The organism is Micromonospora rifamycinica, assembly GCF_900090265.1.
GTDB classification, from domain to species: domain Bacteria; phylum Actinomycetota; class Actinomycetes; order Mycobacteriales; family Micromonosporaceae; genus Micromonospora; species Micromonospora rifamycinica.
Genome location: NZ_LT607752.1, coordinates 4482634 through 4504991, shown reverse-complemented (window position 1 = coordinate 4504991; position 22358 = coordinate 4482634). Strand labels below are relative to the sequence as shown.

27 protein-coding genes and 1 pseudogene are annotated in these 22358 nt (G+C 73.1%); 17 read left to right on the top strand and 11 right to left on the bottom strand.

The window, feature by feature from the left end:
- Nucleotides 1-8 precede the first annotated feature (8 nt).
- Both GA0070623_RS18835 and pheA read left to right on the top strand, forming a co-directional pair.
- A complete protein-coding gene (locus GA0070623_RS18835) occupies nt 9-563 on the top strand; it encodes a hypothetical protein (protein WP_067301137.1) in 555 nt (184 codons plus the stop codon).
- Nucleotides 564-573: 10 nt separating this feature from the next.
- The gene (gene pheA / locus GA0070623_RS18830) at nt 574-1530 is read left to right on the top strand and encodes a prephenate dehydratase (RefSeq protein WP_067301140.1); all 957 of its coding nucleotides are present in this window, start codon (nt 574-576) and stop codon (nt 1528-1530) included.
- An 80-nt stretch (nt 1531-1610) separates the two neighbouring features.
- On the opposite strand, the gene GA0070623_RS18825 is transcribed toward pheA, so the two are convergent.
- The 3 genes from GA0070623_RS18825 to GA0070623_RS18815 all read right to left on the bottom strand — a co-directional run bounded on the left by GA0070623_RS18825 (nt 1611) and on the right by GA0070623_RS18815 (nt 3419).
- Entirely contained in the window at nt 1611-2330 is a 720-nt protein-coding gene (locus GA0070623_RS18825) for an AIM24 family protein (protein WP_067301144.1), read from the bottom strand.
- 161 nt (nt 2331-2491) lie between these two features.
- The gene (locus GA0070623_RS18820) at nt 2492-2836 is read right to left on the bottom strand and encodes a metallopeptidase family protein (RefSeq protein WP_172898531.1); all 345 of its coding nucleotides are present in this window, start codon (nt 2834-2836) and stop codon (nt 2492-2494) included.
- Nucleotides 2837-2987: 151 nt separating this feature from the next.
- Nucleotides 2988-3419, bottom strand: a complete 432-nt coding sequence (locus tag GA0070623_RS18815; RefSeq protein WP_067301147.1) for an OsmC family protein — start codon at nt 3417-3419, stop codon at nt 2988-2990.
- Between the two features lie 231 nt (nt 3420-3650).
- Between GA0070623_RS18815 and GA0070623_RS18810 the strand changes: the two genes are divergently transcribed.
- From GA0070623_RS18810 to GA0070623_RS18800, 3 genes are all read left to right on the top strand, one after another.
- Complete coding sequence (locus tag GA0070623_RS18810; RefSeq protein ID WP_067301150.1) at nt 3651-4346, top strand: hypothetical protein; 696 nt, start codon at nt 3651-3653, stop codon at nt 4344-4346.
- Nucleotides 4347-4509: 163 nt separating this feature from the next.
- On the top strand, nt 4510-5331 hold the full coding sequence (locus tag GA0070623_RS18805) for an HAD-IIB family hydrolase (RefSeq protein WP_067301153.1): 822 nt from the start codon (nt 4510-4512) through the stop codon (nt 5329-5331).
- On the top strand, nt 5331-6143 hold the full coding sequence (locus GA0070623_RS18800) for an HAD family hydrolase (protein WP_067301156.1): 813 nt from the start codon (nt 5331-5333) through the stop codon (nt 6141-6143). The genes GA0070623_RS18805 and GA0070623_RS18800 overlap by 1 nt, the downstream gene beginning before the upstream one ends.
- A 93-nt stretch (nt 6144-6236) precedes the next feature.
- Here the strand turns inward: GA0070623_RS18800 and GA0070623_RS18795 are convergent, their stop codons facing one another.
- On the bottom strand, nt 6237-6836 hold the full coding sequence (locus GA0070623_RS18795; RefSeq protein ID WP_067301158.1) for a bacterial proteasome activator family protein: 600 nt from the start codon (nt 6834-6836) through the stop codon (nt 6237-6239).
- Nucleotides 6837-6983: 147 nt separating this feature from the next.
- Here GA0070623_RS18795 and GA0070623_RS18790 point away from each other — a divergent pair, with 147 nt between their 5' ends.
- Entirely contained in the window at nt 6984-7829 is an 846-nt protein-coding gene (locus GA0070623_RS18790) for an alpha/beta hydrolase family protein (protein WP_067301161.1), read from the top strand.
- A gap of 30 nt (nt 7830-7859) precedes the next feature.
- Nucleotides 7860-9074, top strand: coding sequence for an ABC transporter substrate-binding protein (locus tag GA0070623_RS18785; RefSeq protein ID WP_067301164.1), 1215 nt, complete (start codon nt 7860-7862; stop codon nt 9072-9074).
- Between the two features lie 36 nt (nt 9075-9110).
- Here the strand turns inward: GA0070623_RS18785 and ddaH are convergent, their stop codons facing one another.
- The gene (gene ddaH, locus GA0070623_RS18780) at nt 9111-9896 is read right to left on the bottom strand and encodes a dimethylargininase (RefSeq protein WP_067301167.1); all 786 of its coding nucleotides are present in this window, start codon (nt 9894-9896) and stop codon (nt 9111-9113) included.
- Between the two features lie 107 nt (nt 9897-10003).
- Here ddaH and GA0070623_RS18775 point away from each other — a divergent pair, with 107 nt between their 5' ends.
- The gene (locus tag GA0070623_RS18775) at nt 10004-10462 is read left to right on the top strand and encodes an Lrp/AsnC family transcriptional regulator (protein ID WP_067301170.1); all 459 of its coding nucleotides are present in this window, start codon (nt 10004-10006) and stop codon (nt 10460-10462) included.
- A 54-nt stretch (nt 10463-10516) separates the two neighbouring features.
- On the opposite strand, the gene GA0070623_RS18770 is transcribed toward GA0070623_RS18775, so the two are convergent.
- From GA0070623_RS18770 to mobA, 3 genes are all read right to left on the bottom strand, one after another.
- The gene (locus GA0070623_RS18770) at nt 10517-11629 is read right to left on the bottom strand and encodes a T3SS (YopN, CesT) and YbjN peptide-binding chaperone 1 (protein ID WP_067301173.1); all 1113 of its coding nucleotides are present in this window, start codon (nt 11627-11629) and stop codon (nt 10517-10519) included.
- Nucleotides 11630-11763: 134 nt separating this feature from the next.
- Nucleotides 11764-12024, bottom strand: a complete 261-nt coding sequence (locus GA0070623_RS18765) for a DUF6457 domain-containing protein (protein WP_067301270.1) — start codon at nt 12022-12024, stop codon at nt 11764-11766.
- Complete coding sequence (mobA, locus tag GA0070623_RS18760; RefSeq protein ID WP_067301176.1) at nt 12021-12638, bottom strand: molybdenum cofactor guanylyltransferase; 618 nt, start codon at nt 12636-12638, stop codon at nt 12021-12023. The genes GA0070623_RS18765 and mobA overlap by 4 nt, the downstream gene beginning before the upstream one ends.
- A gap of 247 nt (nt 12639-12885) precedes the next feature.
- Between mobA and fdhD the strand changes: the two genes are divergently transcribed.
- Nucleotides 12886-13740, top strand: a complete 855-nt coding sequence (fdhD, locus tag GA0070623_RS18755; RefSeq protein WP_067301179.1) for a formate dehydrogenase accessory sulfurtransferase FdhD — start codon at nt 12886-12888, stop codon at nt 13738-13740.
- 199 nt (nt 13741-13939) lie between these two features.
- Here fdhD and GA0070623_RS18750 read toward each other — a convergent pair whose 3' ends face one another.
- Both GA0070623_RS18750 and GA0070623_RS18745 read right to left on the bottom strand, forming a co-directional pair.
- Nucleotides 13940-14194 carry a flavin reductase gene (locus tag GA0070623_RS18750; RefSeq protein ID WP_089004334.1) on the bottom strand — a complete coding sequence of 85 codons (255 nt, stop codon included), beginning with the start codon at nt 14192-14194 and terminating at the stop codon, nt 13940-13942.
- A gap of 143 nt (nt 14195-14337) precedes the next feature.
- A pseudogene (locus GA0070623_RS18745) lies at nt 14338-14625 on the bottom strand (hypothetical protein); the annotation flags it as partial.
- 381 nt (nt 14626-15006) lie between these two features.
- On the opposite strand from GA0070623_RS18745, the gene GA0070623_RS18740 reads away from it, so the two are divergent.
- From GA0070623_RS18740 to GA0070623_RS18725, 4 genes are all read left to right on the top strand, one after another.
- The gene (locus GA0070623_RS18740; protein ID WP_067301182.1) at nt 15007-15753 is read left to right on the top strand and encodes a helix-turn-helix domain-containing protein; all 747 of its coding nucleotides are present in this window, start codon (nt 15007-15009) and stop codon (nt 15751-15753) included.
- Nucleotides 15741-15935, top strand: coding sequence for a DUF397 domain-containing protein (locus tag GA0070623_RS18735; RefSeq protein WP_084260997.1), 195 nt, complete (start codon nt 15741-15743; stop codon nt 15933-15935). Before GA0070623_RS18740 ends, GA0070623_RS18735 begins: the two co-directional genes overlap by 13 nt.
- An 11-nt stretch (nt 15936-15946) precedes the next feature.
- Complete coding sequence (locus GA0070623_RS18730) at nt 15947-16138, top strand: DUF397 domain-containing protein (protein WP_084260998.1); 192 nt, start codon at nt 15947-15949, stop codon at nt 16136-16138.
- 305 nt (nt 16139-16443) lie between these two features.
- The gene (locus tag GA0070623_RS18725) at nt 16444-17145 is read left to right on the top strand and encodes an Abi family protein (protein WP_231932467.1); all 702 of its coding nucleotides are present in this window, start codon (nt 16444-16446) and stop codon (nt 17143-17145) included.
- 559 nt (nt 17146-17704) lie between these two features.
- Here the strand turns inward: GA0070623_RS18725 and GA0070623_RS18720 are convergent.
- On the bottom strand, nt 17705-18751 hold the full coding sequence (locus GA0070623_RS18720) for a DUF4192 domain-containing protein (protein ID WP_067301184.1): 1047 nt from the start codon (nt 18749-18751) through the stop codon (nt 17705-17707).
- Nucleotides 18752-18904: 153 nt separating this feature from the next.
- On the opposite strand from GA0070623_RS18720, the gene GA0070623_RS18715 reads away from it, so the two are divergent.
- Genes GA0070623_RS18715 through GA0070623_RS18700 form a run of 4 tightly spaced genes read left to right on the top strand, consistent with a single transcriptional unit; the run spans nt 18905 to nt 22336 of the window.
- The gene (locus GA0070623_RS18715; protein ID WP_067301187.1) at nt 18905-19819 is read left to right on the top strand and encodes a fructosamine kinase family protein; all 915 of its coding nucleotides are present in this window, start codon (nt 18905-18907) and stop codon (nt 19817-19819) included.
- Nucleotides 19816-20829: a GTP 3',8-cyclase MoaA gene (moaA, locus tag GA0070623_RS18710; protein WP_067301190.1), complete on the top strand. Its 1014-nt coding sequence runs from the start codon at nt 19816-19818 to the stop codon at nt 20827-20829. The genes GA0070623_RS18715 and moaA overlap by 4 nt, the downstream gene beginning before the upstream one ends.
- 1 nt (nt 20830) lies before the next feature.
- On the top strand, nt 20831-21076 hold the full coding sequence (locus tag GA0070623_RS18705; RefSeq protein ID WP_067301193.1) for a MoaD/ThiS family protein: 246 nt from the start codon (nt 20831-20833) through the stop codon (nt 21074-21076).
- A 12-nt stretch (nt 21077-21088) separates the two neighbouring features.
- The gene (locus tag GA0070623_RS18700) at nt 21089-22336 is read left to right on the top strand and encodes a metallophosphoesterase (protein WP_067301196.1); all 1248 of its coding nucleotides are present in this window, start codon (nt 21089-21091) and stop codon (nt 22334-22336) included.
- Nucleotides 22337-22358 lie beyond the last annotated feature (22 nt).

The following is a 22358-nucleotide window of genomic DNA, read 5'->3' as shown; positions in this document are numbered from 1 at the left end:
ACCGGCCCGTGCCGCCCACTCCCGCACCCCGTCCGCCGCGTCGCCGGCCCGTCGTGGCCCGGCTCGTCGTGGCCGTCCTCGCCGTGCTGCCGTTCGCCGGGTGCGCCGCTCCGCCGGAACGCCGGGTCGCTGTCCCCGTCGCCCCGCCGACACCGGTCGTGCCGCCGACCACGCCGCCCACCGCCCTGGCGGTGCTCCCCACCCTGCCGCCGACCACCACGCCGCCCGCCGCCACCCCCACCGCCGCCACGGTCGCGGTGCCCTGCGCCGGCCGGCCCTCCACCGAGCGGGTGATCGGCCTGCTCCGCGACGACGTGCTGCCCCGGAACGTGTCGGTGCGCGCGGTGCAGGGGCCGCTCTGCGCCGACGGTTGGCACTACACGGTGCTGGCGGTCAGCGGGCACGAGCAGTTGCAGGCGGTGAGCCGGGGGGAGCCGGGCGGCGCGGTGGTGCTGGTCACCGCCGGTACGGACGTCTGCTCGATCGAGGTGAAGGCCGCCGCGCCGCCCGCCATCCGGACGTTGGCCTGCGACGCCGGGACCGGGGTGCCACCGGGTGCGTAGGCTGGTCGACATGCCCGGAACCCCGCCGACCCGCTACGCCTACCTGGGCCCCGAGGGCACCTTCGCCGAACAGGCGTTGCGTACCCTCCCGGCCGCCGAACACGGCAGCCGTACGCCCGCCCGCAGCGTCGGCGAGGCGCTGGAAAGCGTACGGGCCGCCGAGGCGGACGCCGCGCTGGTGCCGCTGGAGAACTCGATCGGCGGCGCGGTCGGGGTGACCCTGGACGAGCTGGCCGAGGGGGATCCGCTGGTGATCACCCGGGAGGTGATCCTGCCGGTGGAGTTCGTGCTCGGTGCCCGGCCCGGCACCCAGCTCGACGGGGTACGCAGCGTGGCCGCCCACCCGCAGGCGTCCACCCAGTGCCGCAACTGGCTGCGCGCCCACCTGCCCGACGCGACGGTGATCGACGTGCTCTCCAACGGCGCGGCGGCGGCCGGCGCGGCGAACGGCGAGTACGACGCGGCGATCTGCGCCCCGATCGGCGCCGCCCGGCACCGGTTGACGCTGCTCTCCGACAAGATCGCCGATCATCCGGACGCGGTGACCCGCTTCGCGCTGCTGTCCCGCCCCGGTCCGCCGCCGCCGCCCACCGGGGACGACGTCACCTCGCTGGTCGTCTACATCGCCCACGACCGGGTGGGTGCCCTGCTGTCGGTGCTGATGGAGCTGGCCGTGCGCGGGGTCAACCTGACCCGGATCGAGTCCCGCCCCACCGGGGAGGCGCTCGGCCGGTACGTCTTCTTCCTCGACTGCACCGGTCACGTCGCGGACGCCCGGCTGGGCGAGGCGTTGCAGGGGCTGCGCCGGGTCTGCGCCGAGGTGCGGTTCCTCGGGTCGTACCCCCGGCACCGGTGGACCGACGCGGCGGGTGACCGGCCGGTCCCGGCCCCCGCCGGCCTGTCGGACACCGACTACACCGACGCGGCGGCCTGGCTGGCCCGGCTGCGCTCCGGCGAACTGAGCTGACCCCGCCTGCCGCAGCGCCCGACGGCACGCGGACGGGTGGGGGCGGTCCCGTCCGGGACCGCCCCCACCCACGGCGAAGATCAGCTGAGCAGGCCGCCGAGCAGGCCCTGTTGCTGCTGCTGGCCGCCGCTGCCCTGGACCGGCGGCTCCTCCGACGGCTGGACCACGACGAACCCCTGGCCGGCGAAGCTCATGGTGAACGCCTCACCGGTGCTGCGGCCGAGCAGGGTGCCCAGGCCGAGCTGCTCCGCCCGGTGGTAGCCGGTCTGGAGGTTGGCCGACCAGCAGACGGCGGCCTGCGGGTCGACGTAGGTGGGCGCGTCGACGTTGAGCACCACCGGGGTGCCCTTGGTGGTGATGGCGATCCGGCCGTGGCCGCTGAACACGCAGTTGAACAGGCCGGACGAGGCCATCCCCGCGCCGCCGACCATCTTGATGTCGTACGACAGGGTCGAGTCGAAGGCCAGCACGCTGGACCCGTTGATCGACAGGGCGTCGCCCGGCTCCAGGTCGATGATGTGCACATCCTTGGCCAGCTCGGCGAGGAAGACGTCGCCGTGACCGCTGAGCTTCATCAGCGGCACTCCCTCACCGGTGAGCCGCTGCTTGATGAACTTGCCGATGCCGCCCGAGCCGAGCGCCTGGAACTGCACCTGCCCCTGGTAGGCGACCATCGACCCGACCCGGGCCATCGCCTCGCCGTTGAGTTCGATCTTCAACATCTTGGAGTTCTGCAGCCGCATGCCGGGCTGGGCGGACTCCTTCTCCAGGTTTTCTGCGGAGAACAGCGCGCTGCGCATTGGGTTTTCCTCCTGATTAGGGGTGTGCTACCCCAACGGTAGGCAGCCCCCGCAACCGGCCGCATCAGCCGAGCGGAGCGCAGGCCCGGCTCCGCGCACGGAACCGGGCAGGGGTACGCAGACGACCGACCGGAGCAGCAGACGTGGGGCGGGCGGGGCGCTCAGCCCCAGCCCAACGCGTGCAACCGCTCGTCGTCGATGCCGAAGTGATGGGCGATCTCGTGCACCACGGTCACCGCCACCTCGTCGATGACGTCGTCCTCGGTGGCGCAGATCCGCAGGATGGGCCGGCGGTAGATGAAGATCCGGTCGGGGAGTACGCCCGAGTAGCTCCAGCCGCGTTCGGTCAGCGCGTGCCCCTCGTAGAGGCCGAGCAGGTCCTCGCCGGCGGGTGGGTCGTCCTCGACCAGGATGACCACGTTGCTCATCAGCCGGAGCAACTCCTCGGGCACCTCGTCGAGGGCCTCGCCGACCAGCTCCTCGAAGCGTTCACGGCTCATCTCCACGGGCACCCCACCCATTGTGCCCGACCCGCCGCCCATCACCCGCCCCGTTCACCTCCACCGCCCCGCCACGCCACCGCCCCGCCGGGCCGCCACGGGGTCGCGGCGTGCCGGACGGGGCGGTGGGGGTGAACGGTCCAGCGGGTGGAACGGGTCAGGAGGCGAGGCGGGCGGTGAGGCTGATCTGCGCGCCGGGGGAGAGCAGCCGGGAGATCGGGCAGTTCTCCTTGGCGGCCTCGGCCAGCTTGGCGAACTCGGCCTCGTCCAGGCTCGGAGCCTGGCCGACCGTCTCCAGCTCGATCCGGGTGACGGTCATCCCCGCGTCGGTCTTGTCGAAGTGCACCTTGGCGGTGGTCTCCACCGAGGTGCCGGTCGCGCCGGCATCGGCGAGCTGCTTGGAGAGCGCCATCGAGAAGCAACCCGCGTGGGCGGCGCCGATGAGCTCCTCGGGGTTCGTCCCCTCGCCCTCCTCGAAGCGCGACTTGAAGGAGTAGTTCCCCTCCAGCCCGCCCTTGCCGGTGCGGACGGTCCCGGCACCCTCGGTGAGGTTGCCCTGCCAACGTGCGGAAGCGGTACGGATAGGCATACCCCGAACGCTAGTCGAAACCACGGCCCACGGCGACCGACCCGGGCGAGGCGACCGGCAGCGGCCGACCCGCCCCCGCACGGCCGTCGGCGGCGGGTCGATACGTCACCCGCCCCCGACGCCGCAGGTCGTCGACGCGGGACCGCCGGCCACCCCGGTACGCCGCTTCCGGGTGTCGACGTCACCGCCGTGGGATGATGCGGGTCAGGCCCGCGACGCGGAAGGTGGCCGATGTCCCAGGATCTCCCCATCCCGAGACAGGACGACCGCTCGGACGACACCTCAGTGCCGGAGTGGGGTGCCGCCGGGCGGGCGACGAGCCGACGGTTCGGGCAGTGGCCCGCCGCGCTGCGTCAGGACCGACGGCTGCCCCCGGTGCTGGTCCTGCTCGGCGCGGTCGCCGCCACGGCGTCGATGGCCGGGGAGTGGCTGGTGATGACCGTGCCGAACGGCGGCCCCGAGGGCAGTGGCACCATCCGGGTGCCCGGTGGGGTGGCCGAGGTGGGCGCCTTCGGTGTCGCGTACCTGGTGGGGCTGCTGCTGCTCAGCGTCGCGGTGGCGCTGGCCCTGCGTGGGCGTCCGGCCACCGGGCACGACGCCCGGACGGCCGGTCTGGCGGTGGCGGGCGCCCTGCTGGTCCTGCTCACCGTCACCGCCTTCTCGCTGGACGACTCCGGGCAACGGGCGCTGTTCTACTCCTCGGAGGACGGGTTCCGGGTGGACCACGGTCGAGGGCTGGTGATGGCCTTCGTCGCCGTGGCGCTGGTCGGAGCGGCGCTGCTCAGCACCGGCCGGCCACCGGACGACCGGGTTGGGGACGGGCCGGTCGGGGTCGATCCCGGCCGGGACCACGACCGACCGGCCGCGCCCGCCGACCTGACCGTCGCCCCGACCGTTCCGTTCGCCCGCCGCGAACCCGACGCCTGAGCGCCCCGGCCCGACCGTCGGCCGGCGGATCGCCGGCCATCGGGCGTTGGCGACCGGTTCGCCGGGAAGCCATGGTTGCGACCTGCCCGGCGAGGTACGGTTGCTGCCCGCCGTCACACCGGGTCGGACGACCGGTACGGACGGCGGCGGGCAAGGAGGAACGATGACCCGCCCGGGACTGCCCAAGCTCATCGCCACCGACCTCGACGGCACGCTGGTACGCAGCGACGACACCGTCTCGGCGTACACCCATGGGGTGCTCGACCGGGTGCGGGCCGCCGGTATCCCGGTGGTCGGCGCGACCGGTCGCGGCCCCCGGTTGAAGGAACTCACCCGCAACGACATCCGGGCCGCCGACTACCTGGTGATGGCCGGTGGCGGCTGCGTGGTGGACCAGAGCGACCCGGCCGGCCCGGTGGTGCTGCGCGACGAGCGGCTGTCCGCCGAGGTGCTGGCCAGCCTGCTCACCGACCTGGAGGCCGTGGTCGGCCCGCTGACCGTCATGGTCGAGGGGTCCGACGAACACGACGCGCCGCTGTGGGGCGACTACCACCCGGCCTGGCCCTACCAGGACCGGTTCGAGGCGCGCAGCCGCGCCGAGTGCCTCTCCCACGACGTGATCAAGGCGTTCGTCCGGACCGCCGACCACCACGTGGACGAGCTGCTGGAGACCGCCCGGCGGATCGTCGGGCCGCAGGTGGCCAGCCTCACCCAGGCCGGCCTCGGTTTCGTGGAGATCTGCCCGCCGGGGGTGGACAAGGCCAGCGGGCTGAGCGTGGTCGCCGAGCGGCTCGGCGTCGACCCGGCGGACGTGCTGGTCTTCGGGGACATGCCCAACGACCTGCCGATGTTCGCCTGGGCCGGCTGGTCCCGGGTGGCCGTGTCCAACGCCCACCCGCTGGTGCGGTCGGCCGCCGACGAGGTGACCCTGCGCAACGACGACGACGGGGTGGCGGTCTACCTGGACCGACTACTCTCCCGGTGATGGGAGAGACACCACGGCTGGTCGCCACCGACATCGACGGCACCCTGCTCGGCGACGACCGGCGGCTCAGCGCCCGCACCGGGGCGGTGCTGACGCGGATCGCCGCGGCGGGCACGCCGGTCGTGCTGGTCACCGGCCGCCCGATCCGCTGGCTCCAGCTGGTGTACGACCAGCTCTCCACACCGCTGCCGGCGGTCTGCGCCAACGGCGCGGTGGTCTACGACCCGGACACCGACCAGGTGCTGCGGGCCGACCCGCTCGCCCCGGAGCTGCTCGCCGAGGTGGCCCGGCGGCTGCGGGCGGCGGTGCCGGAGGTCAGCTTCGCGGTGGAGATCGTGGACAGCCGGGAGATGCGCCACGAGGCGCACTATCCGCTGCGCTGGGACGCCGACCACGAGGCCATCCGCGCCGTCGAGTCGCCGGAGGAGCTGGCCTCGGTGCCGGCGGTGAAGCTGCTGGCCCGCGCCGGCACCCAGGACCCGGACGCCTTCGTGCAGGTGGTGGCCGGGGCGCTGGAGGGGCTGGCCGAGGCGACCCACTCGTCGTACAGCGGGCTGGTGGAGATCTCCGCCGCCGGGGTGACCAAGGCGGCCGGGCTGGCCTGGTACGCGGAGCGGATCGGCGTACGGCAGGCCGACGTGCTCGCCTTCGGTGACATGCCCAACGACGTGCCGATGCTGACCTGGGCCGGGCGGGCGGTGGCGGTGGCCAACGCGCACCCCGCCGTCCTGGAGATCGCCGACGAGGTGACCGGGGCGAACACCGCCGACGGGGTGGCGGCGTACCTGGAGAAGGTCTTCGGGGTGGCCTGAGCGGCCCGGAGCGCCGCCGTGTGGCGACGCCCGGACCCGTCGGTCAGCGGGTGGGTCGGACGGGCCGGGTGGCCCGCCCGCGCCCGCGCGCGGTCAGAGGTACTGGCCGGTGTTGTGGCCCTCGCCGCCGGGCTGCTGGCCCATGCCGGGCATGCCGGGGATCATCGCGCCGGGGCCGCTGGGCAGGGCGGGGCGGCCACCGGAGCGCATCTGCTCCAGCTGCATCCGGGCGGCCATCTGCTGGGCCACCAGGGTGGCCTGGATGCCGTGGAACAGCCCCTCCAGCCAGCCGACCAGCTGGGCGTGGGCGATCCGCAGCTCGCCCTCGCTGGGCGCCTGGTCCTCGGTGAACGGCAGGGAGAGGCGTTCCAGCTCCTCGCGCAGCTCGGGGGCGAGGCCGTCCTTCAGCTCGACGATCGACCGCTCGTGGATCTCCCGCATCCGGTGCCGGCTGGCGTCGTCGAGCGGGGCGGCCTTGACCTCCTCCAGCAGCTGCTTGATCATGCTGCCGATCCGCATCACCTTGGCCGGCTGCTCGACCAGCCGGGTCGGGTCCTCGCCGGCCTCGTCGGTCTGCACGGTGCCGACCGGACGGCCGTCCGGTCCGACCACCACCACGGTGCCCGACTGCCCGTCCGCGCGGCCCGGTTCGTCATCTTGTCCAGTGGAGTGCGCTTCGGTCATGGCACCCATCTTTACCCACCCGCTCCGGCCGCACGCGCCCGGACCACCGCCGGCCCGGATCAGCGGCAGGCCGGACCACCGCCGGCCCGGATCAGCGGCAGGCCGGACCACCGGCGGGGCGGCCGTCGCCGCCGTGGTCGCGCTACCGTCGCCGGCATGACCGTCGACCCGCGTGCGGTGCTCACCCGGCCCGCTCCGCCGCCGGACCTGACCCTGCGCTACGGCGGGGAGCCGGAACAGCTCGTCGACCTGCGCCGACCGGTCGGGGACGGGCCGGTCCGTCCGCTGGTCGCCGTGCTGCACGGCGGCTTCTGGCGGGCCGGGTACGACCGCACCCACACCGGCCCGCTCGCCGCCGCGCTGGCCGACCTGGGCTGGCCGGTGGCGCAGCTGGAGTACCGGCGTACCGGTCAGCCGGGCGGGGGCTGGCCGAACACCCTCGCCGACGTCCGGGCGGGGGTGGCGGCGCTGCCCGGGTTGGCGGCGGACGCCCTGCCGGGGCAGGTCGCCCCGGGGCCGCCGGTGCTGCTGGGGCACTCGGCGGGTGGGCAGCTCGCCCTGCACGTCGCGGCCCACGCCCCGCAGCACGTGGCGGGGGTGCTGGCGCTCGCGCCGGTCGCCGACCTCGCCGAGGCGTACCGGCTGGATCTGGACTCGGGGGCGGTGGCCGCGTTGCTCGGCGGCGGCCCGGCCGACCACCCGGACCGCTACGCGGTGGCTGATCCATGCAGATCGGTGTCACCGCGGACACGCACCGTCATCGTGCACGGTGGGCGGGACCGGCAGGTCCCGGTGTCGCTGAGCAGGTCATATGCTGCCACCGCACAGGCCGCCGGAGCCCCGGTCACCCTCGTTGAGCTGCCGGAATGCGAGCACTTCGGGTTGATCGATCCACTCTCGGCGGCCTGGCCGCAGGTAAGGGCTGCGTTGCAGTCCCTGCTTGAAGATCAAGATCCATTGACGCAGCGTCGCCCACCAGGTAGAACGCCGGAGGGGCGGTGACGCCCGGCAATGCTCCCGGAAGGATTTTCGGTGTCGCAGATGAACCGCAGGCGGGCCCTCCAGCTGCTGGCCGCGCTCGGTACCACCGGACTGGCCGCCGCCTGCGGCACGGACGACACCGAGACGCCGCCCGTCGGCAGCCCCGTCAAGATCGGCCTGATCAGGCCGGAGAACGGTGACGGCAAGGCGATCGGCGAGGACATCGAGAACGGCTTCCAGCTCTTCCTGGCGATGAACGGGCAGCAGCTCGGCGGGCATCCGGCGACCGTGGTGACGGTCGACGAGGGCGACAACGCCAAGAGCGGCCAGGCCGCCGTCGACAAGCTGCTCGGCCAGAACGTGCTCGCCATGACCGGCGTGGTCAACTCGACGGTGATGTCCGGCATCCGGGACGCGGTGGAGAAGGCCCGGGTGCCGCTGATCGGCTCCAACGCCTCCCCGCCCAGCCTGCAGAGCGTCGTCTACATCTGGCGGACGTCGTACGTGCTGGACGAGCCGGGCCGGGCGCTCGGGTCGTACCTGCGGCGAACACTGCCCACCGACAGCCGGCTCGCCATCGTCGCGCCGGAGGGCACCGCCAGCCTCGACGTGATCAAGGGGTTCCGCGACGGCTTCGGCACCGACGACCCGCGGATCGTCGGCGAGCCCATCCTCACCACCGCCAACCCCGCCCCGGGCGAGAACGAGTACGGCGCGCAGATCAGCGAGGCGCTCAGCCGTCAGCCGGACGGGATCTTCTGCTTCTACTCCGGCGCCGCGGGCGAACAGTTCATTCGGCAGCTACGCCGCAGCCGCTGGTTCGGTGACATCTACGCGCCCGGCTTCCTGACCGAGGGCAACATCCTCTCCGACCTGCGCTCGACCCTGGTCAACGCGGACGACAGCCTCAAGGCCGGCACCATCCAGACCGCGCTGAACTACTCGGCCGACCTCAACAACACCGCCAACCGGACGTTCGCCTCGGCGTACCGCAAGACCTACAACGTCTCCCCCAGCACCTACGCGATGGCCTCCTACGACGCCGCGCAGGTGCTCGACAAGGCGATCCGACTGGCCGGCGCGGAGCCCACCCCGCAGCAGGTCAACCTGGCGCTGGGCAAGATCGGCCAGATCGACAGCCCGCGCGGGCCGTGGCAGTTCAACCAGCCGCGTACCCCGCAGCAGAAGTGGTACCTGCGCAAGGTGCAGTTCGACGGCCGACTGCTCTCCAACGTCCTGATCAACGAGATCGCCACCCTCGGCTGAGGGCACCCGCTTCGCTTGTGGCGGGCTCCGGGTCGGTCAGGGGCGCAGCTCGGCGATGCAGCACTTGACGCTGCCGCCGCCCTTCTTCAGCTCGGCCAGCTCGACCGGCACCGGGGTGTACCCGGCTGCCTTCAGCTTCCCGGCCAGCCGGGTCGCGTCGCTGTTGAGCACCACGTTCGCCCCGTCGCTGACCAGGTTCAGGCCGAAGGCCAGCGCGTCCTCGTCGTCGGCGAGCACCGCGTCCGGAAAGAGCTGGGCGAGCACCCGCTGGCTGGCCGCCGAGAAGGCCCCCGGGAAGTACGCGACGTTGCCGTCGTCGATCGAGGCGAGCGCCACGTCCAGGTGGTAGAAGCGCGGGTCGACCAGGCGCAGCGACACCACCGGCCGGCCCAGCGCCTCCTGCGCCTCGGCGTGCGCCGACAGCTCGGTACGGAAGCCGTACCCGGCCAGGATCAGCCCGCCGTGCGCCTCCGGCAGGTAGGCGAAGTCACCCTCGCCCTCGTTGGTCTCGCCCGGGGCGATGACGTGCCAGCCGTGGTCCTGGTAGAACGTCCGGTGCGCGGCGGCCTCGGCGGCCCGCTGCTCGTGCTTGAACTGTGCGCCGTAGACCGTCCCGTCCACCACGAAGGCCCCGTTGGCCGCGAATACCATGTCCGGCAGCCCCGCCGCCGGGGTCAGCAGGTGCACCTCGTGGCCGAGACCCACCAGCGTGCCCCGCAGCCGGTCCCACTGCTCGACCGCCAACGCGGTGTCGACGTCGGTGGTGACGTCCATCCACGGGTTGATGGCGTACTCGACCGCGAAGTGCTCCGGGGAGCACATGAGATATGTCCGCTTTCGCGGCAAGCGCTGCTGGTCCACGGTGACCAAGGGTAGGTAGCGTAGAAGTTTGGTAACAGCCAGAAATATTGCTTCCCAGAGGCGGATCGTTGCAGATAGACGCGGTAGACCAGCGAATCATTGCGTTGCTCGTGGCGGACGCCCGGACCTCGTACGCCGACATCGGCTCCCGGGTGTCACTGTCCGCGCCGGCGGTCAAACGCCGGGTGGACCGGCTCCGGGCCACCGGGGTGATCCGGGGCTTCACCGCCGTGGTGGACCCGGCCGCCGTCGGCTGGACCACCGAGGCGTTCGTGGAGCTGTTCTGCGCCGGCCGGACCACGCCCACCCAGCTGGCGCTGGCCGCCCGGCGGCACCCCGAGGTGGTCGGTGCCTACACCGTCTCCGGGGAGGCCGACGCGCTCGTGCACCTGCGCGCCGCCGACATCTCCCACCTGGAGGAGGCGCTGGAACGGCTCCGGGCGGAACCGTTCGTCACCTCCAGCCGGAGCACCATCGTGCTCTCCCGGCTGGTCGAGTCGCCCGGCGTCGGCCCGTCCACCCCCTGATCCGGGGCCGGCCTCCACGGCGGTGGATCCCCGTGCCGGCCTCCGGGCGGTGGATCAGAGGTACATGCCGGTGCGGTGCCCACTGTCGCCCCGGCCCGGCTTGTCGCCCTCGCCGAAGAACCGCTTCCCGCCGAACTCGCCGTGCAACCGGTCGTCCAACTCGTCGGCGAGCCCGGTCATCACCTGCACCGCCAGCATCAGGTGGGTGGCCTGGAAGTTGCGGCCGAAGACCGGGATGGACGCCCAGACGGTGTCATCGGCGCAGTACAGCCGGCCGATCGGCATCCGGTTGGTCAGCTCGGAGAGCTTCACGTACAACCGTTCCGTCGGCTCGACCTCGGTCAACACCGGCGAGAACACGTCGACCAGCGGCGGATTGTCCCGGACACGGACGAAGACCATCGCCGACCCGGCCCGGATGTTGATGTCCCCGTCAGAGTCGATCTGAAGGTGGTCGGAGGTCGACTTCAGCATGGTCGACACCACCGTCCGGACCCGTTCCGGCAGGTCCAGCACCTCCTGGTCGCCGTTCTGGGCGCTCGCCGCCGCGGCCAGCGCCTCGTCCAGGTCGGCCTCGACGTCCTGGTCGGGGCCGAACTCGCTACGCGCGGTGCCGAGCGCCTCGATCGGCAACGACTCGCCCTCGGCGTCCTGGCTGAGGTAGACCAGGAAGGCCGGGTGCGGGGCGCCGTACACATCCCGCAGGGTGCGGGAGAGCAGCCCGGCGAGCTTGCTGGCGTCGTCGGCCGACCCGTCCAGGCCGAAGTGCTCGCCGGAACCCGCCACCACGCCGGGCGGCGACCAGCCGAGCGCGATCATGTCGGCCACCGCGGCGCGGTCCAGCCGGAAGCCCTGCGGCAGTGTGGCGTTGCCGACCGCCCGTGCGGAGATCCGGCCCTGCTCACCAACGGCCACGCTGATCGAGTAGACCGCGTCACCCGTTCCGGAGGCGGTCGGGTCCAGGGTCAGTTCGAGCTGCGCCCCGGTGGGCAGCTCGCGCAGCCGGGCGGCCAGTGCCCGCGCGAACTCCCGCCACGCCTCGGTGACCTTGGCCCGCAGGTCGGCCGTGCTCGGCTCGTCCAGCAGGACCGAATCGTGGTGATCGTGGTGCGCCGGCGAGGTGCCGGGCCGATCACCGGTCGGCTTCGAGGGGTGCTTCGCCGTCATGATCGCCTCCGTCCGTCAAGGTCACCCTACCCAGGCGGGCCGGCGTACGAATCCACCACGACCGGCATCGGACACCGTGGCGGCACCGCACGGTCGACAGGGCGATCCGATGTCCCGCGCCGGACCCCGGCCGATCAGGGGGCGTCGGGGCGCGGACCGCCCAGCTCGACCGGCCACCCGGCGGCCAGCCCGCTGAGCCGGGCCGCCGCCGCAGCCGGGTCCGCCCCACGCCCGACCGCCACCCCCAGCAGGTACGCGGTGACCGGCGCACCCGGTCGCAGCACCTGGTGGGCGACGTCCCGGGCCAGGTCCAGCACGGTCGGCACCGACACCTCGGCCGGATCGAGGCCCAGCTCGGCGCAGGCCGCCGTCACCCAGTCGTCCAGCACGGTCATCGCGTCCACTCCTCCGCCCGGCGTACGTCGGAGTCAGTGTCGCAGTCGAACCACGGTGGCGGACCGGCAGCGGACCAGGACAGCTCGCGCACGCTCAGCTCGCCCAGCAGTTCCCGCATCGACGCCCCGGCCAGCCCGGTGCCTTCCGCCCGGCGGGCGGCCACCCGGTCCAGCGCGGCGCGCAACGGCGGCACCCGCCACACCCCGCACAACGGCTGCCGCCGCCCACCGTCGTCGAGGAGGCAGACGCCGTCCGAAACCCCCGGGCCGGCCCCGGTGGCGAGCGCGTCGAGCAGCACGCCGACGGCCGGGCGGCTGAGCAGCGGCAGGTCGGCGGCGAGCAGGGCGACGACGGCCGTATCAGGATGAAGCAGGGCCAGCCCGGCCGCCGTGGCGGCCACCGGACCACCACCGGCCGGCTCCTCCCGGGTCACCAGCACGTCGGGCGGGAGCGACCCGCCCGGCCCGACCAGCACCCGGGGCACGGCGTCGGCGACGGCGGCGAGCACCCGGTCCCGCATCGGCCGCCCGTGCACCGGCACCGCCGGCTTGTCCCGCCCGCCCATCCGGCGGGCCGCCCCACCGGCCAGCACCACCGCCGCGTACTCCGTCATCCGGTCACGGTAGCCGGCCGGTCCCTCCGGGCGGGGCCGTCAACCGACCGGGCCGGGCATCGCCGCGCCCCGGTCACGCCCGGTCCCCACGTGCGGGGAGCGGGCGGGGCCGTCACCGTGCGGGAAGCGAGCGCGCAGGGCCGTCGCCGCGCGGGGGATCGGGCGTGCGGGGCCGTCACCGTGCGGGAAGCGAGCGTGCGGGGCCGTCACCGTGCGGGGGATCGGGTGGGCGGGGCAGGATGGCGGGATGGGACGGGCCACTGACCGGCGGAGCGTGCTCCGGATCGACCTCGACGCGGCGGACGACGCCCGGGTGGCGCTGCGCCGACCGGACACGCTCGCCGTGGAGGAGCCGCTGGAGATCCGGGTCGGGCCGGGCGGCCCGGGTCGACGCCGGCCACTGGCGGTGACCATGCGTACCCCCGGTGACGACCTCGACCTGGCCATCGGCTTCCTGCTGACCGAGGGGCTGATCCGCACCGACGCCGACGTGCAGACCGCCCAGCTCTGTTCCGGGGCGGAGACACCGAACACGTACAACGTGGTCGACGTGGTGCTCGCACCCGGCGTGCCGGCACCGGCGGTCGATCCGGCGCGCAACTTCTACACGACCAGTTCCTGCGGGGTGTGCGGCAAGGCCAGCATCGACGCGGTGCGTACCCGGTCCCGCTTCACCGTCGCGGACGACCCGCTCACCGTACCGGCGAAGCTGCTGGCCGAGCTACCCGACCGGCTGCGCGTCGCGCAGCGCGCCTTCGACCGCACCGGCGGCCTGCACGCGGCGGGCCTGTTCACCCCGGACGGCGAACTGGTGGTGCTGCGCGAGGACGTCGGCCGGCACAACGCGGTGGACAAGGTGGTCGGCTGGGCGGTCCGGCAACGACGGCTGCCACTTGCGGGTCACCTGCTGCTGGTGTCCGGTCGGGCGAGCTTCGAGCTGACCCAGAAGGCGTGGATGGCCGGGCTGCCGCTGCTGGCGGCGGTCTCCGCACCGAGCACCCTCGCCGCCGACCTGGCCGACGAGGCGGGAATGACCCTGGTCGGCTTCCTCCGTGGCCGCACCATGAACGTCTACACCCGCCCGCAGCGCGTCACCTCCTGACCCCGCACCCCAGTCTGACCCCGCACCCTGGTCCTGACGCCGGACGGTCGGCGCGGATGGTGGAGACCACGCCCGCCCGGACCGGGAGAGTCGGCGTGGATTGTGGAGAGTTGTTGCCGCCCTGACGGCAACAACTCTCCACAATCCACCGGCAGGCACTGCCGCGGCCAGCGGGGACACGTCGGCCCGGGCTGGGAGATCAGTGATCCGCCGGGCGGACCCAGGCCAGGAAACGGTCGGTCAGGTCGATCCGACGACCGTTGTCGAGCTGCGTCAGGTGTTCGGTCGCCTCCGCCGACAAGCTGGCCAGCAGGGCGAGCAGTCCGGGCCGGTCGCCGTCGTACCTGGCGAGGAGGGCGAGTTTCGCCTCCCCGCACGGCCACGGGTTCGCATCGACCCGGCACAGCCAGATCGGCCGCACCGGCGAGTGCCGGCCCGGCAGCGGCCCGGTCACCGCGTCCCCGCCGACCTGCACGCCCGCCCCCGACCGGACCGAACGCCCAGCGGGACGGCCGCCCCCCGCGGTGGGATCGTCGCCCCACCCCGCCCGGCCGGGCCAGCCGGGACGGCCCGGATGGCGACGCGTTCCGGCGGCGGCGGGGCTCGCCGGGTGGCCACGCGTCCCGGCGGCGGGGCGGGCCGGCGCACACCCGCCGGCATCAGGAAGAGGGTCCGCCGCCGTACCGCGTCGCCGGCAGCATTCAGCTGGTACGCGTCGATCCACACCCACCCGTCGTACGTGTGCCAGTCGGTCAGCACCCGGATGACCCGGACCGTGATCGGCCGGATGAACTGCACGCTGGCGGCGCGCGACAGGTACAGCACCTCTCCCGACTTGACCTGCGGCGTGGTCACCGTGGCCCCTGGTTCCGGCTGGACACCCATCGATGCGCCGGCACGACGCCGAACATCCGCCCCGGCCCGCGGTACGGCGGAACGAACGGCCCGATAGGTCCGGGCACGATCGGGCGCGCGGGCGGCCCGGGGTCAGGGGCGGGCTCCGGACTGGGCGCGGGCCTCGGGCTTTTCTCGGGCTTTGGCTTCTCCCTGGGCACGGCGTCTCCTCTGCATCGGTGTGTCCGCGTTGGTGTAGAGGAGGGGCCGACCTCCCTTCCGCGGACGGCCCCTCCGGCAGACGCCGTCGCCAGCTCTCGACCACTACCGACAGCGCCGCCCTAGGCAAACCTTGCCCAGGGTTGCGGACCAGTGACACCGCGTAGCATTGTGTACCGCAGACATTCGGGACGTTCATTCGGAGGAGCGTGGGTGAATCGGGCAGTTCAGAGAGCGATGGCTGCGATCGGTGAGACCGCCGAAAGCCTCGCATCTCAGATCGGAGTTGATCCGAAGACAGCGGCCCGGTGGGTGAACCAGGGACGGATTCCCCAAACTCGCCACCGTGCCAAGGTTGCCGAGATCCTGGGCAAGGACATTGAGGAACTTTGGCCGGACATTCTGAAGAAGCGCGAGCCGGCATGGTTCAGACCGTGGGCCGAGATCGAGCGGGAGGCATCCGGTCTGCGATGGTTCGAGAGCGCCGTACTGCCGGGCGTACTCCAGACCCCCGACTACGCACGCGCCATCATCGCCAGCGGTCCGCTCGCCGCCGATGCAGAGGATCATGTGGAATCCCGCCTACAGCGGCAGGCGGCCGTCCTCGACCGAGCACGGCCGCCGTTGCTCGTGTTCGTGATCGACGAGGCAGCCCTGCACCGGGGAACCCCCGACGTCATGACTCCCCAGTTGGATCACCTGGTAGAGCTAGCCAAGCGACCGAATCTGATGGTCCATGTCCTGCCGCTACGCGCCGGGCTGCACCCAGGTCAGGCAGGACCGTTCATCATTGCGAGCACACCGGACGGTGAGGAGGTCGGCTACCTGGACGATCAGGCCGCGGGACGCATCACCAAGGACGTTGCCTCCCTTTGGGAGGTCTGGGATACAGTCAGGTCGGTAGCGCTGCCGCGCGACCAGACCATCGAATTCCTGAGGGCACGATCATGGATGAGCTGACCGGCGCGCGATGGCGCAAGAGTAGCCGCAGCAGTTCCAATGGTGGAGCTTGTGTCGAGGTCGCCGACAACCTTCCGGGAACGGTCGCGGTCCGTGACTCAAAGGATCCTCATGGGCCAGCCCTGACGTTCACACCTACATCGTGGCACATGTTCGTCGCCGGGCTGATCGATCAAGCTTGACCGGCGGAACAATGAACCTGACTGATGCGCGCTGGCGGAAGTCCACCCGCAGTGGTGCGAGCGACGGAAACTGTGTCGAGGTTGCCGACAACCTTCCCGGCACGGTCGCTATACGAGACTCCAAGGACCCGGACGGGCCGGCCCTGATGTTCGCCCCGACCTCGTGGCGCACGTTCGTCGCCGGGTTGGCCGCTCGCGCCTGACCGACCTGCCCGGTGAGGTGTCTGCTCCGGGTTCCGGGGCAGGCACCTCACGCCAGCTGCCCGGAACTACGCGCACCGCCGTAGGCGGCGTCTGTAGTAGGGTTGGCGATGAACGCTCTGGGCGCCCTCGGGCCACCAGAGTTCTGGCTTCACCCATGAATGGCACCCACCCGGGGATCGGGCGGGTGCCATTCATTTTTCGCCTCGCCCCACCGGCATGCCTGGCGCGCTGGCCGTCCACCACGCCATACGCTGCGGCAGCACAAGAATTCGGGCACCTGGCCCCCGTCAGTGGAGTGGGATGCGTGTCTGAGGCGACAGCACAGCTACTGCGACAACGGTTCTCCGCAGAACGGCTGGGCACCTACCAGGCTGCGGTCGGCGGCGATCTTGACCAGGCCGTGGCGCTGTACGAGTGGAACGCCACCATGAGTGGCGCTTTCTGGATCACGCTGGGCCATGTCGAGGTGCTGATCCGCAATGCCATGCACCAGCAGTTGACCGAATGGTCCACCCGGACCTACCGAGAGCCCCGCTGGTACCTCGATCCTGGTCGGGTCCTGGACGAGCGCCGCCATCAGCAGATCGCCAAGGCCCGCGAGCAGGCCACCCGAGACAGCCGGCAGGAGACTCCTGGGCGGGTCGTCGCCGAACTCACCTTCGGGTTCTGGCCCTTCCTGCTCACCCGCGCCTACGACCGGTCACTCTGGCCGCATCTACGCGGCGTCTGGCCGAGCCGACGGCTGCGTCGAGATGTCCACGGTCCCCTGGCCGACCTACACGAGCTGCGCAACCGGATCGGCCATCATGAGCCGATCTTCAACCGACCGCTCAAGGAGTTGCAGACCAAGGCGCTGGACCTGGCCTACTGGACATGTCCCGCCACCGGAGACTGGATCGGATCGCGATGCCAGGTGCTCACCGTCCTACAGGCCCGGCCCTGGACCGTGCGTGCCGCTCTCGCGCCGCCGCAACGGCGGGGACAGCACCGTCCGGCCCAGCGCTGACCTACACCGCCCGCCGCCCGCCGCGAGCGGTCAGCAAAGACACGCGACAGATGCCGCGACCGGGTTGGCCGCTCGCGCCTGACCGAACTGCCTCGACGAAGCGCCTGCCCCGGTTCGGGGGCAGGCACCTCGCGTTGAGGACGCGTCGGCAGGTCGACCTGACAACATTCCGCCGACAGCCTTATGCCGCTCAGGCATGAATATGACTGCTGGGCATACTCACCTCGGGGAACACATACCCCCGCCCCTTAACCCGAACGTGACCGACTGTCACCCCGCACACGGTGGCTCTCTTCACCGACCGATCGCTGCGCCCCGACTCCCCGGAAGGCGCAGCCCGGAAGGCGCAGCCCGGAAGGCGCAGCCCGCAGCCGTAGGCCGCAGCCTCAGCCGTGAGCCGCAGCCCGCAGGCAGCCCCAAGCCGTAGCCCGCAGCCCACGCGACGACGTGGCGCTCGAAGAGGCAGCCGGTCAGCGACGGCGCAGCCGGCTGCGCGGCAGACCCGGGCCGGCCGGAAGCGCATCGGCGCAGAGCAGGTCAAGGAAGCCAGCACAGCCGGTCAGCGGGGGCGTCGGGGCCGGCGACGACGACGGCGCAGCACTCGCGGGTCGGTCACCGTCGGCCAGCCGTCCAGGTCGGACGGCGGCACCCCACGCCGCAACAGGTCGTCGAGGATGAGGGCGAGGGTGTAGTCGGGGCGGAGGGTCAGCGCCCGTTCCAGCGCCACGGCGGCGAGCGCGCCCTGACCGGCCCGCCAGGCGGCGAAGGCGAGCAGGCAGGCCGGGGCGGGGACCACCTCGTCCTCGGCGCGGCGCAGCACCTCGCCCCACAGGGCGATGTCCTCCTCCCGCCCGTCGGTGTGCTCCCACGCGTGGTCGCGTACCGGTAGGTGGGTCAGGAGCAGGGTCAGCCAGGCCACCTCGTCGTCGGTGAGCCGTTCGCCGTGTCGGTGCCGACGCTGGGACCGGCGTACCGCTGCCACGCCGGCCCGGCGGATCGTCCGCTCGCCGAACTCGTCGTCGGCGGGGGCCGCTTCCAGCAGCTCCAGCAGGCGTCGTTCGGCCCGGTCGCCGGCCAGGCGCAGCGCAGCCCCGTCGATGCCCTCGGCCGGAGCGACCTGGGCGGTGAGTGCCGCCCGGTCGGGCAGTGCCACCTGACCGGCGTAGACGGCGGCGGCGGCGACCTGGCTGGCGTCCGGGTCGTACGGGGTGCCGTCGGGCGGGCAGCAGTCCGGCGCTTCGCAGAGGTACGACCAGTAGCGGCGACCGGTGACCCGCAGCGCGTCGAGCACGGGCAGGCCGAGGTCCGCCAGCGCCGAACGGACGGCGTCCAACGTCGGGGTGACCCGTTCGGGCGGGCCGAACCCGACGACGGTGGCGGCGTCGGCGTGCTGCCGGGCGATGACGTCGCCGAGATGTCCCGCCGGCAGCAGCGGGTCGGTGCCCGGTTCGGGCAGGTCGGCGCGGGCGGCGAAGACGATCCGCCGGCCGCGCATCGCCACCACCACGATGCTGTCGACGGGGTGGAAACCGAGCAGGTACGGCACGGCGGCGATCAGGTCGGCGGGAGAGCGGACGGTGAGCCGGGGGCGGTCGGTCGCGTTCATGTCCGGCAGCCTGCGGCCGGGCGGGACACCCGGGACAGGCCCTGTGGATGACACTCGGGTTATCCACAGATACGGAGAGTATTGGCGCAGGTGGCCGCGTTTCCGGAGCCGAGGCGCCCCACCCGCGTCGGTCCGAGCGGCTACCTTGCGCTCATGGACCTGGCGTACCTGCGGGCGCACCCGGAGCACCTGCCCACCTTCCTGACCCACCAGCGAATCCGGGAGACCCCGGTGGCGGGCGGGGACAGCTGCGCGGCCTCCCGGCTGACCCTGGACGACGGCCACTCGGTCTTCACCAAGACCTGGCCGGAGCGGGCCGGCCGCCCAGTGCCGGCGGGCTTCTTCGCCACCGAGGCCGCCGGTCTGCGCTGGCTGCGCGAGGCCGGCGCGGTGGCCGTACCGGAGGTGGTGGTGGCGCTGCCCGGGCTGTTGGCGCTCGACTGGGTGGACCCGGGCGAGCCGACGCCCGGGGCGGCCGAGCGGTTCGGTCGGGAGCTGGCCGACACCCACCGGGCCGGCGCTGCCGGGTTCGGGGCGGCCTGGCCCGGGTTCATCGGCACGCTCGACCAGGACAACACGCCCGACGAGGGACCGTGGCCGCAGTGGTTCGCCCGGCGGCGGCTCCTGCCGTACCTGCGGATGTCGGTCGACGGCGGGGCGCTCGACGGCGCGGACGCCACGCTGGTCGAGCAGGTGGTCGCGCGGATCGACGAGTTCGGCGGCGACGAGCCGGCGGCCCGGCTGCACGGCGACCTGTGGCCGGGCAACCTGCTCTGGGGCGCGGACGAGCGGGTGTGGCTGGTCGACCCGGCGGCGCACGGCGGGCACCGGGAGACCGACCTGGCCCAGCTGGCGCTCTTCGGCGGCCCGCCGCACCACGAGCGGATCATGGCCGGCTACCGGGAGGCGTGGCCGCTGGCCGACGGCTGGCGGGAACGGGTGCCGCTGCACCAGCTCCAGCTCCTGCTGGTGCACACCGCCCTGTTCGGTGGGGCGTACCGCGATGCGGTCGTCGGTGCCGCCCGAGCGGCGCTGCGGGGCGTCGGCCGCGCTACGGTCGACGAGTGACCGCCGCCCCGACGACCGCCGGCGTCCTCGTCGACCGGTACGGCCGGATCGCCCGGGACCTACGCGTGTCGCTGACCGACAAGTGCAACCTGCGCTGCACCTACTGCATGCCGGCCGAGGGGCTGCCCTGGCTGGCCGGGCCGCAACTGCTCACCGACGCGGAGATCGTCCGGCTGGTCCGGGTCGCGGTGCAGCGGCTCGGGGTGACCGAGGTGCGGTTCACCGGTGGCGAGCCGCTGATCCGGCCGGGGCTGGTCGGCATCGTCGCCGCCGTGGCCGCCCTCACCCCCCGACCCCGGATCTCGCTGACCACCAACGGTCTCGGGCTGGACCGGCTCGCCCCGGCGCTGCGCGACGCCGGGCTGGACCGGGTGAACGTGTCGCTGGACACCCTGGACCCGGCCCGGTTCGCCGCGCTGACCCGGCGGGACCGGCTGCCCGACGTGCTCGCCGGGCTGGCCGGGGCCGCCGCCGCCGGGCTCACCCCGATCAAGGTCAACGCGGTGCTGATGCGCGGGGTGAACGACGACGAGGCACCGGCGCTGCTGCGGTTCGCCCTCGACCACGGCTACGAGCTGCGGTTCATCGAGCAGATGCCGCTGGACGCCCAGCACGGTTGGGACCGGGCCACGATGGTCACCGCCGACGAGATCCTGGCGTCGCTGGCCGCCGAGTTCCCGCTCACCCCCGACCCGGCCGAGCGGGGTGCGGCCCCGGCCGAGACCTGGCTGGTCGGCGGCGGCCCGGCCCGGGTCGGCGTGATCGGCACGGTGACCCGGCCGTTCTGCGGCGACTGCGACCGGACCCGGCTCACCGCCGACGGGCAGCTCCGCAACTGCCTGTTCGCCACTGAGGAGTCCGACCTGCGCGGCGCGCTACGGGCCGGCGCGGACGACGCCGAACTCGCCCGCCGCTGGCAGGCCGCCACGGTGGTCAAACGGGCCGGCCACGGCATCGACGACCCGACCTTCCTGCAACCCGTCCGGCCCATGTCGGCGATCGGAGGCTGAGGTGCACCTCACCGTCCGGTACTTCGCCGGGGCGCGGGCCGCCGCCGGCCGCAGCGAGGAGACCGCATCCGCCGGTCGCCCGCTGGACGAACTCCTCGGCGAACTCGCGCACCGGCACGGCCCCCGGCTGGCCGCGGTGCTCCAGGTGGCGAGTTTCCTGGTCGACGGGGTGGCCTGCCATGATCGTCAGACACCGTTGCCGGCCGGGGCCACGATCGACGTGCTGCCTCCCTTCGCGGGCGGCTGAGAGAGGGCTGCCGTGTTGGCGATTCTGGGTTTCGTGGGCACGCTCGCGCTGATCACCGGGCTGATCCACTTCTACCTGTGGAAGCGGCTGGTCAAGGACACCACCGGCCCGGGCCGGTGGCGGCGGGTCGGCACGGTCGTCGCGCTGGTGCTGGCGGTGCTCGTCCCGGCGACGATGGCCGGCACCCAGGTCGCCGGGGCGTTCTGGCTGGCCTGGCCCGGTTACCTCTGGCTCGCGGTGATGTTCTACCTGCTGATCGTGCTGCTGGCGCTGGAGGTGCCGATGGCGGTGACCCGGCTGGTGCTGCGTCGCCGCAGCGCCGCCGCCGAGGCGACCGCCGCCGCCCCGGAACCGGCGCTGGTCGGTGCGGCCGGCAGCGCCGACCCGCCGGCCGCCGAGGCGGTGGACCGTCCCGACCACGACGAGTCCCGCCGGTTGCTGCTCGCCCGGGGGGCGGCGATCTTCGCCGGGCTCACCGCCGCCGGCATCACCGGGTACGGGGTCCGCACCGCACTCGGTCCGCCACAGCTCGACCGGGTACGTATCCCGCTGGCGAAGCTCCCCCGCAGCATGGACGGCCTGCGCATCGCCACCGTCTCGGACATCCACCTCGGCCCGCTGCGCGGTCGGGGGCACACCGAGCGGATCGTCGCGATGATCAACCGGCTGGACGCCGACCTGGTGGCCGTCGTCGGTGACCTGGTCGACGGCTCGGTCGCCGAGTTGGGCGAGGCCGCCGAGCCGCTGCGTGACCTGCGTTCCCGGTACGGCAACTTCTTCGTCACCGGCAACCACGAGTACTACTCCGGGGTCGAGGAGTGGGTGGCCGAGGTCGACCGGCTCGGCCTGCGGGTGCTGCAGAACGAGCGGCAGGAGATCCGGGCCCGGGGCGGGGTGCTCGACCTGGCCGGGATCAACGACGTCACCGCCGACGGCACCGGCATCGCCGGCCCCGCCGACTTCACCGCCGCGCTCGGCGGCCGGGACGTCAGCCGCCCGGTGGTGCTGCTCGCCCACCAGCCGATCGCCGCCCGCGAGGCGGCCACGTTCGGCGTCGACCTGCAACTGTCCGGGCACACCCACGGCGGTCAGCTCGCCCCGTTCAACCTGGCCGTCAAGCTCCAGCAGCCGGTGGTCTCCGGGCTCGGCGAGGTCGACGGCACCAAGGTCTACGTCACCAACGGGGCCGGTTTCTGGGGGCCACCGGTCCGCGTCGGCGCACCGCCGCAGGTGACCCTGGTCGAGCTGCGCGCCCCGTGACCTGCCCCGGCGGGTGCAGAGC

Bases quoted from the DNA above. Each gene is read 5' to 3' on its own strand.
- GA0070623_RS18810 (WP_067301150.1), top strand. From the start codon at position 3,651: ATGTCCCAGGATCTCCCCATCCCGAGACAGGACGACCGCTCGGACGAC.
- GA0070623_RS18790 (WP_067301161.1), top strand. From the start codon at position 6,984: ATGACCGTCGACCCGCGTGCGGTGCTCACCCGGCCCGCTCCGCCGCCG.
- ddaH (WP_067301167.1), bottom strand. From the start codon at position 9,896: ATGTGCTCCCCGGAGCACTTCGCGGTCGAGTACGCCATCAACCCGTGG.
- GA0070623_RS18800 (WP_067301156.1), top strand. From the start codon at position 5,331: ATGGGAGAGACACCACGGCTGGTCGCCACCGACATCGACGGCACCCTG.
- GA0070623_RS18815 (WP_067301147.1), bottom strand. From the start codon at position 3,419: ATGCCTATCCGTACCGCTTCCGCACGTTGGCAGGGCAACCTCACCGAG.
- GA0070623_RS18765 (WP_067301270.1), bottom strand. From the start codon at position 12,024: ATGACCGTGCTGGACGACTGGGTGACGGCGGCCTGCGCCGAGCTGGGC.
- GA0070623_RS18735 (WP_084260997.1), top strand. From the start codon at position 15,741: ATGGATGAGCTGACCGGCGCGCGATGGCGCAAGAGTAGCCGCAGCAGT.
- GA0070623_RS18805 (WP_067301153.1), top strand. From the start codon at position 4,510: ATGACCCGCCCGGGACTGCCCAAGCTCATCGCCACCGACCTCGACGGC.
- GA0070623_RS18720 (WP_067301184.1), bottom strand. From the start codon at position 18,751: ATGAACGCGACCGACCGCCCCCGGCTCACCGTCCGCTCTCCCGCCGAC.
- GA0070623_RS18795 (WP_067301158.1), bottom strand. From the start codon at position 6,836: ATGGGTGCCATGACCGAAGCGCACTCCACTGGACAAGATGACGAACCG.
- mobA (WP_067301176.1), bottom strand. From the start codon at position 12,638: ATGACGGAGTACGCGGCGGTGGTGCTGGCCGGTGGGGCGGCCCGCCGG.
- fdhD (WP_067301179.1), top strand. From the start codon at position 12,886: ATGGGACGGGCCACTGACCGGCGGAGCGTGCTCCGGATCGACCTCGAC.
- GA0070623_RS18770 (WP_067301173.1), bottom strand. From the start codon at position 11,629: ATGACGGCGAAGCACCCCTCGAAGCCGACCGGTGATCGGCCCGGCACC.
- GA0070623_RS18715 (WP_067301187.1), top strand. From the start codon at position 18,905: ATGGACCTGGCGTACCTGCGGGCGCACCCGGAGCACCTGCCCACCTTC.
- GA0070623_RS18825 (WP_067301144.1), bottom strand. From the start codon at position 2,330: ATGCGCAGCGCGCTGTTCTCCGCAGAAAACCTGGAGAAGGAGTCCGCC.
- GA0070623_RS18730 (WP_084260998.1), top strand. From the start codon at position 15,947: ATGAACCTGACTGATGCGCGCTGGCGGAAGTCCACCCGCAGTGGTGCG.
- pheA (WP_067301140.1), top strand. From the start codon at position 574: ATGCCCGGAACCCCGCCGACCCGCTACGCCTACCTGGGCCCCGAGGGC.